This is a genomic window from Streptomyces sp. NPDC058678, assembly GCF_042714835.1.
Classification (GTDB): Bacteria; Actinomycetota; Actinomycetes; order Streptomycetales; family Streptomycetaceae; genus Streptomyces.
Genome location: NZ_JBHXSG010000146.1, coordinates 1 through 7915, shown reverse-complemented (window position 1 = coordinate 7915; position 7915 = coordinate 1). Strand labels below are relative to the sequence as shown.

Annotated in this window: 7 protein-coding genes and 1 pseudogene; 6 read left to right on the top strand and 2 right to left on the bottom strand. The window is 66.7% G+C overall.

The features are described from left to right. Window positions 1-508, top strand: a 508-nt coding sequence (locus ACFWWR_RS47985) for a transposase (RefSeq protein WP_384310675.1), incomplete at its 5' end; no start/stop codon positions are given. Between the two features lie 77 nt (window positions 509-585). Then, on the top strand, window positions 586-1086 hold the full coding sequence (locus ACFWWR_RS47980) for a trypsin-like serine peptidase (protein ID WP_383872717.1): 501 nt from the start codon (window positions 586-588) through the stop codon (window positions 1084-1086). Window positions 1087-1504: 418 nt separating this feature from the next. On the opposite strand, the gene ACFWWR_RS47975 is transcribed toward ACFWWR_RS47980, so the two are convergent. Next, window positions 1505-2290, bottom strand: coding sequence for a biosynthetic peptidoglycan transglycosylase (locus ACFWWR_RS47975; protein ID WP_384310673.1), 786 nt, complete (start codon window positions 2288-2290; stop codon window positions 1505-1507). Window positions 2291-3006: 716 nt separating this feature from the next. On the opposite strand from ACFWWR_RS47975, the gene ACFWWR_RS47970 reads away from it, so the two are divergent. The 4 genes and pseudogenes from ACFWWR_RS47970 to ACFWWR_RS47955 form a co-directional block, all read left to right on the top strand. Continuing rightward, window positions 3007-3996 carry an LCP family protein gene (locus tag ACFWWR_RS47970; protein ID WP_383872712.1) on the top strand — a complete coding sequence of 330 codons (990 nt, stop codon included), beginning with the start codon at window positions 3007-3009 and terminating at the stop codon, window positions 3994-3996. A 142-nt stretch (window positions 3997-4138) separates the two neighbouring features. Further along, entirely contained in the window at window positions 4139-5299 is a 1161-nt protein-coding gene (locus ACFWWR_RS47965) for an Ig-like domain-containing protein (protein WP_384310671.1), read from the top strand. 504 nt (window positions 5300-5803) lie between these two features. Continuing rightward, window positions 5804-6322 carry a hypothetical protein gene (locus tag ACFWWR_RS47960; protein ID WP_383872707.1) on the top strand — a complete coding sequence of 173 codons (519 nt, stop codon included), beginning with the start codon at window positions 5804-5806 and terminating at the stop codon, window positions 6320-6322. Between the two features lie 105 nt (window positions 6323-6427). Next, window positions 6428-6631, top strand: a pseudogene (locus ACFWWR_RS47955) (hypothetical protein); the annotation flags it as partial. Between the two features lie 118 nt (window positions 6632-6749). Here the strand turns inward: ACFWWR_RS47955 and ACFWWR_RS47950 are convergent. After that, on the bottom strand, window positions 6750-7670 hold the full coding sequence (locus tag ACFWWR_RS47950) for a tyrosine-type recombinase/integrase (RefSeq protein WP_383872704.1): 921 nt from the start codon (window positions 7668-7670) through the stop codon (window positions 6750-6752). Between the last annotated feature and the right edge of the window lie 245 nt (window positions 7671-7915).

Genomic DNA, 7915 nt, shown 5'->3' with positions numbered 1-7915 from the left:
CTGGCGCGGCATCACCCCGAGGGTCAAGGTGTCCGGCCGCAGCCGGGGACGGCTCTCGGTGGCCGGGCTGCTGTGCTTTAGGCCGGGCCTGCCCGTCCGTCTGTGTTACCGGCTGCGTCGGCATACCGGCCGCAAGGGCGAGCGTCGCTCGCTGGGTGAGACGGACTACATCCGTCTGCTGGACGGCGCCCACCAACTGCTGAAGGCCCCGCTGATCGTGGTGTGGGACCGGCTGAGCACCCACATCTCCAAGACCATGAAGGCACTCGTTGCCGAGCGGGACTGGCTGTCAGTGGTCCTGCTGCCCGGGTATGCGCCCAACCTCAACCCGGTGGAGGGCCTGTGGGCACACATCAAGCGGAGCCTGGCCAACCTGGCCGCCCGCACCCTCAGCGAGTTGGAGACTCTGCTCCGCAGGCGGCTCAAGGCGCTGCAGTACCGGCACAGCATCCTCGGCGGATTCCTCGCCGGAACGGGACTCGCCCTCGACAGACCGGACAGACCCTAATACGCCGAAGTCAGTATGCACGGCCAGCGTGGTCGACAGCGCCCGGGGGGGACCTGGTTCTGAGCGCCGCTCACTGCATGGACTCCACGTCAGATGTATTCGTTCCGGCATATCACGACGGCATCGCCCCCTACGGGGTGTGGCACCTCGATCGCATCGTCGTGGATCAACAGTGGTCTGCCGACTCCGATCCGGACGACGACGTGGCGTTCGGCATAGTGGCACCCGTGGACGGCCGCACCGTCCAGTCCGTAGTCGGGGGCGACGAACTGGGTATTGACCAGGGCACGAGCAACCCTGTCACCATCGTCGGTTACCCGCAGACATCGCAGGTGCCGCTGACCTGTACCAACCGCGTCTCCTCCTTCAGCAGCACCCAGTTGGAGATCGGCTGCACCGGGTTGACCGGCGGCACCAGCGGCAGTCCCTGGGTCACCGGAGGCATTCCTGGCACGGTCATCGGAGTCATCGGCGGCTACGAGACGGGCGGGGACACTCCCGACATCTCCTACAGCGTGGCCTTCGGCCCAAGCGTTGAGAACCTCTATCAAGAGGCTGCGTCGGATCGGACTGACTGAACGTCCGCGCCGCTGAGCTTGTCGCTGGAAGCTGTTGTCTTTCCGGACGTGAGGGCTGCGCTTCCGCTGGTCGGGCGCAGGGTCGGCGGTTCCGTGGGAGTAGTGGCCAGTCGCGCTGTTGCTCCTCGGGAGGTCGTGGATGCCGTCGATGGTTGGGCTGTTGGGACAGCGTGAGCTGGGCGTGACCTTCGGGGGCAACCAGGTGACGCCGTAAACAGGTCAGCAGTCTGTGGGCGGGAAGGGGAGCCGGGCCGCGGTTCCCCTTCCCGTGCAACCTCAGCGCCGTACGAGTTCGATCCGGTACGTCCGTGTCCGCGACCCGTCCGCACTGGTCGGGAGGGTTTCCTCGGCCGTGCAGTTGAACGGGACAGGCTTCGGCGCGATGTCAGGGCCGAGAACAGCTGAGGAGCACTCGCTCTCAGGCGACGCCCAGGGGTGTGTCGTCGAAGGCCCTGACCTGACGTGCGGTCAGGTCGCCGACAGCCTCGAGGCGAACCAGCACCTCGGCGCGGCGTTGCCTGGCCAGGTCGGGGTTGTGGAGGGGATCGTAGGCGGAGGGCGCCTGGACGAGACCGGCAAGGAGGGCGGCCTGGGGCCAGTCCAGGTGAGCGGGACTCGTCTTGAGGTACCCGTGTGCGGCCGCGTCCAGACCGTAGTATCCATGCCCGAAATAGGCGGTGGACAGGTACATCTGCAGGATCCGGCCCTTGGGGTAGTCATGCGCGAGCTTGACCGCCAGAGCGACCTGTTCCACCTGGGCGGGACGGGTACGTTGCCCGTTGGTGTAGAGCATCTTGGCAAGTTGCTGCTCGATGGTGGCGCCCCCGCCATCGCCTCCGTCGCCGCGCAGCCAGACCAGCAGCGCACGGGCGGCGCCGGCAGGGTCGATGCCGGGGTTGTGCCAAAAACGGGCGTCCTCGGTGGCCACCAGTGCCGCGGCGACCTTGGGGGGTGTGGGCAGATCCGTGGCAGTCACCCCGTGGGCGGCGGCCTGCGCACTCACCCGGGACTGGGCGTCGCCCACCCCCGGAGTGACTGCCAGCAGCACACCCCCGGCCGCCGCGAGCACCACGGTCACGCCGAGACCGACGACACACGCACGGGCGACGAGACGGCGCAGCCACCGCGGCAGCACTCCCCGGCGGAGGAGGCCACCGAGGGCGAGGACGGCAACGGTGCCTGCCGGGAAGGCGGAGAGGGTCACAGGGACGTTGAAACCGTAGCCGAAGACGGAACGGGCGATACCGAAGAGCGTCGCGGCTATGGCCCCGCCGAGAGCGCCGGCGGCAAGGAGCGTGCCGCGTGGCCCGGCGCGTCCGGCGCTCGGGCGCGGAGACGGGTTCCGGCGGCGAGCCGCAGAGCCACGTACGGCAGCCGTGACGGTCGCATCCTCCCCGGCCGCTCCGGCACGAAGGTCTGGTGTCGGCCCATCGGCCCGGTCAGTACTCGTCCGTGACATGTCCACTGCCAATTCCTCGTTGCCGGCTCGCGGCCGGCCCACGTCTCCCTCATGGCGTTTCGGCGCCAGGGCCTCGCATCCATAGACGGTGACGAGGGAAAGATGGTTGCTAAATCCAGCCCAGCAGAATACGACCGCTGCCTGCCGGGCCACACGCACCTGTGAAATCTTGGAAGGCCGCTTCTCCCTGCCGATCGCCGTATGTATCAGCGTGAATCTGAGATAAGAATTCGGTAGGGAATGCATGAAGGGTTCTTTAGGGATGTCCCGTACGAGGGTCAAGCTTCAGATAGCTCCTTCTGCGGGCGTGCAATTGATGCCTATTGTGGGCGCATCAAACATTGGAGAACCTTGTTCGTGCATGAGGGGGCTCCCGTTTCATGGTGACGTACGGTCGAGGTGGACACCCGGTCGGCCGCCTTCGCCCCCGGGCATGGCGCCGCAGGGCAATCTGGGGCGTGATGACGCTCGCCCTCGCGGTGCTCGCGGCCTCCGTCGGGACATACGCCTGGGCCGACGAGAAGCTGGACCGTACGGTGAACCTCGGCGCCCTGCCGGATCAACCCCCGCCGGGCAGGGGCACCACCTATCTCATCGTCGGCTCGGACGACCGCCAGAATCTGACCCCGCAGCAGCAGAAGGAACTGCACACCGGCAGCGACGACGAGGGTCCGTACGGCAACAGCGACTCGATGATGCTGCTGCACATCGGCAGCGACGGTGACACCCTGGTGAGTCTGCCGCGCGACAGTTACGTGACCATACCGGCGTTCAGCGGTGCGGACGGTGTGCGGCATCCGGCAACGACGAACAAGCTGAACGCGGCCTTCTCGCTCGGCGGCGGGCAACTGCTGGCCGAGACGGTCGAGTACAACACCGGCATCCACGTCGACCATTACGCGGAGATCGGCTTCGGTGGCTTCGTCGGCCTGGTGGACGCACTCGGCGGCGTCACCCTGTGCCTGGACCGGCCGATCGTGGACCAGGCATCGGGAGCCAACTTCAAGGCGGGCTGCCAGAAACTGGACGGCCGGCAGTCCCTCGAACTGGTCCGGGAACGCCACCAGGAGGCGGGCCAGGACCTGAGCCGCATGGCGAACCAGCAGAAATTCCTTGCCGCGATCGCTCACCAGGCGGAGGCCCCGTCCACTCTTCTCAACCCGATCAGGCTCTACTCGGCACTCCACGCGGGCATCGGAACGCTGAGCGTGGACAAGAACACGACCCCGTACGACCTGGCGCGGATGTTCCTCGGCCTGAAGGGGATTTCCAGCGGAGGAGGACATGAGTTGACGGTCCCGATCGCAGACGCGAACTACTCCACCCCGAACGCCGGTAACGCGGTGCTGTGGAACATGACACGCGCCAAGGCCCTCTTCCGCGAGCTGCAGAACGACCAGCCGATCACCATCGGCAACAACAACGCCAACTCTGACCTGTCCGGTGGTTAGCGTCAATTCCGGCGTGCGTACTTCGTTGGCGTCGCCATCAATGTCCCGAACGTGTCCACCGCCGGCAGTCGATGTCTTCCCTACCGGCCGAGGAGGAGACCCTGTGAAAACGATGAGTCAGGTGCCGGAAAAGCGTCGGCGCATGAAGGAGATGGCCTACCTCGCCGCGCTCACGGTGGTCTCCGCGCTCACGCTGGTCGGGTGTGGTCTCAGCGCGGCCTCGTCGGCGTCGCCCCGGCCGGGCGACATCACGATAAAGCCGGTGACGGACGCCTCCGGCCGAGCCGAGCCGGACCGGCCCCTTCACTGCACGGCCACCCACGCACACCTGACCAAGGTCTCCGTCACCCGCTCGAACGGTTCCGTCGTCAGCGGCTCCCTCGACCCGTCGGCCGGTACATGGACGCCGTCTCAACCGCTGAGCCTCGACGCCCGTTACACGGTCGTCGCTACGGCCGCCGATACATCCGGAAAGTCGGTCAGCAAGCGCCTGAACATCGAGACGATCAGTCCGGCCGACACCGTCACCGCCCAGTCCATCACCCCCGCCACGGGGTCCGACGTCGGCAACGCCCAGCCAGTAGTCGTCGTGTTCACGAAGGCCGTGACCGATGAGGCCGCCGTCCAGAAAGCACTGTCCGTGACCGACACGGACCACGTCACCGGAGCCTGGCGATGGGTGACCAACCGCCGTGTCGACTACCGTCCCCGAACGTACTGGCCCCTGGGCGACAAGATCACCGTGACAGGCGGCCTGGAAGGAGTGAACGCAGGAGGGAGCCTCTGGGCGACCGGCGACTACACGCACACCTTCACGGTCGACTCCGACGTGCACGCGGTGGTCAATCCCAACACCCGGACCATGGCGGTCTATCGGGGAAGCAAGCTGATGCGGACACTCCCGATATCGACCGGCGGGGCGGGCTACCAGACCTGGGGCGGCAACCTGGTCGTGCTCGACAAGGAAGCCAAGACCCAGATGACATCGTGCAGCGTCGGCCTCAGCTGCACTCCTGGTAATCCCACCTACTACAACCTGCCGGTCTACTGGGACGTCCACCTGACGTGGAGTGGTACGTACATCCACGACGCGTCATGGGACAACGCGACGATCGGCAAGGTGGACAACTCCCACGGATGCGTCCACCTGAACGCATCCGACGGGAAGTGGTTCTTCAACACCGTGGAACCGGGAGACCTCGTCCGGGTCATCAACCCGTCCAAGCCGGTGACGCTGGACAACGGGGACGGCGACTGGAACCTGTCCTGGTTCCAATGGAGCACACCCAACGCCACGCGGTGAAAGGGCGACCCGAGGCCCGAGTGAGTGGAGCCAACACAGCTCCACTCACTCGGGGGCGCAGCAGGAACGGCAGGAGTGGGCGATGGCTCGCAGGCGGGTCGATACGGTGCTGGATCCGGCCGGCGGCACCAGCGCCGAGACGGAGATCACCCCGGATGTGCGGGATGCGGACGCGCCATCGGCGCCCCGGGGGGCAACGAAGCCGAAATCGCAGGTGCCCATGTGGCGCGAGGGACTTGCCTGTTCGGTGCTGTCGATGGACTACCAGCGCATCTTGCAGACGCTCGCAGACCGGGCCCCGCTCGGACAGGGGCCGCTGACCTGCCAGGAGATGGCCGCGGTGTTCGGCACGGAGGTGCGACGGCGGCCCTTCATCATTCACCGTCGGTTCGCACAGCATGTCGCTCCTGCAGTCCCACAAAGTTTCCACAAGACCCGCGGTCACGGTGCGCGCGACCGCGTCCGAACAGGGGGCTCCGCGCCTCCTCGACGAGAGGTGACTCCATGATGAAAGCAATGCTGCGCAAACGAAGGGCCATGGTGATCGGGGTGATTCTGGCCGGCGTACTGGCCGCCGGCGGGGCCACCGCCTACGCCTCGTCGACATCCTCGCCGGGCGCCAGTCCGTCTTCGGCCGCCTCCGCGAGCTCGGCCAAGCAGCACCACAACAAGCACCACAAGAAGCACGGCAAGCACCACCACTCGCTGCCCGGCGTGCACGGTCAGGCCACCGTAAAGAACCGCAAGACCGGCCAGTTCCTGGTCCGCGAGTGGCAGCGTGGCAGCATCACCGGCGTGTCCGGTGCCACGCTCACCGTGAAGAGCGCCGACGGGGTCAGCCGGACCTGGACCGTGGAGAAGAACGCCCGCGTCACCCGGGACGGCAAGAAATTCGCCGAGTCCGCGCTCAAGACGGGCGACACCGTGAGGGTGGTGGGACGGCAGGCCGGCAGCGCCAACGACGCTCTGCGGGTCTCCGTGCTGACCGCGGCGCAGCTCGCCAAGCAGCACGCGAAGAAATAGCGCGCATCCGGCGACGCCCGGCTCCGCCGCCCGCTTCCGGCCCGGCCGCTCTGTGGCCGTCTCGGGAAGCGGGCCCCTTCGCGTCCCGCGGGTCATGGAGAAGTGATGGATCTGAGGCAACTGGAAACCCTCGGTGGCCGTTACCAGTTGGGGGACCTGCTGGGCCGTGGCGGCATGGCGGAGGTCCGGCTGGGCCACGACCGGCGACTGGGCCGGACCGTGGCGGTGAAGACACTGCGGCCCGGCATGGCGCGCGACCCGTCGTGCCGGGAGCGGTTCCGCCGCGAAGCGCGGGCCGCCGCATCCCTCACGAAAGGGAGCGGTATGGAGATGTGGCTCAGACAACTCCGGTGATCTTGAATGCAGCCCAGAACAGCGGGTTGTCGGCGGCCTGTTGGTCAAGGTGGCTTCGCCCGTCCGGAAGCTGTCAAGCTCGGAGCTGCCCACGCCGGAAAGGTGTCGGGAAAGACGTGTCCGATGCCCGAGCTGCAAAGGTTGCCCCATTCCGTAGTGCGCCTGCCGGTGTGTCGATGTGTGAGAACGCGGTTCCGAACACGGTGACCGTGACTTCCTCTACAGCGAGGGGTGGGTGGGCGTAGGTGTCCCAGGTGTCGGAGAATTTGGCGTGCCGGGAGAGTGCCTGCACGGTTTTCGGGTCGTGCTTGCCTGAGGCGCCGAGGGTGGTGGTGTAGAAGTGTTTGAGGTCGTGGAAGCGGGTTCGTTCCGGAAGTCCTGCTTGCTTTACTGCCCTTCGCCACTTCTGGTGGAAATCGGTGTGCAGTACAGGCCGGCCAAGACGGTTCGTGACGATCAGGCCCTCGTCCGGTGGCTCGACGTAGCCGCGTGCCCGGCGGCGGCGCTCGGCGCTCGGCGAGACGGGCTCCGGCTCGGAGAACCGTGATACGTGGTGTATCAGCCGCTCGATCAGGAAGCGATCCACCGGCAAGGTTGCGAAACTGGCGTTGGTCTTGAGGCGGACTGCCTTACCGCGCTGCCGTTGCTCTTCGATGTGAAGCAGATCGTGCTTCCACGCCACCTGACTTCGCTTCAGTCCGAAGGCCTCGCCCTGACGCAGTCCGGCGCAGGCTCCAAGCCAGATCAGGACCTCATAGCGCGGTGCTACCTTCCGCATAGCCCCTGCGACTGCCGCGACCTGTCCGGCTGACAGCGCGACCTTGACGCGGGGCGTGACGTCCGGGAGTTCGATCCGCGCCACGATGTTGGGAGGGAGCGGGACGTCCTCGTCCAGCATGTAATGCACGAGGACGCGCCAGGTCTTGAAGATCTGGACGACGGTGCAGGCAGAGTCGATTCCTTGCTTGTCGAGGAGGTAGTCGACGAAGGCCATGGAATCGGGGCGGCGCAGGCTGCTTGCTATGCGGTGTCCGGCGAACGGCAGGATGGGGACTGCTGCAGGGTTGGGTGACACCTGACCTGGCTTGCTGAGAAGCGGCCTGGAAGGTTGTTGCAGTGCCCAAGCCGTATCCGAAGGAGTTTTGCGAGGACGTCGTGCGGGACGCGCGCAACCGCGAGCCCGGCGTCACGCTGGAACAGATCGCCGCCGATTTCGGGGTCCACCCGATCACGTTGTCG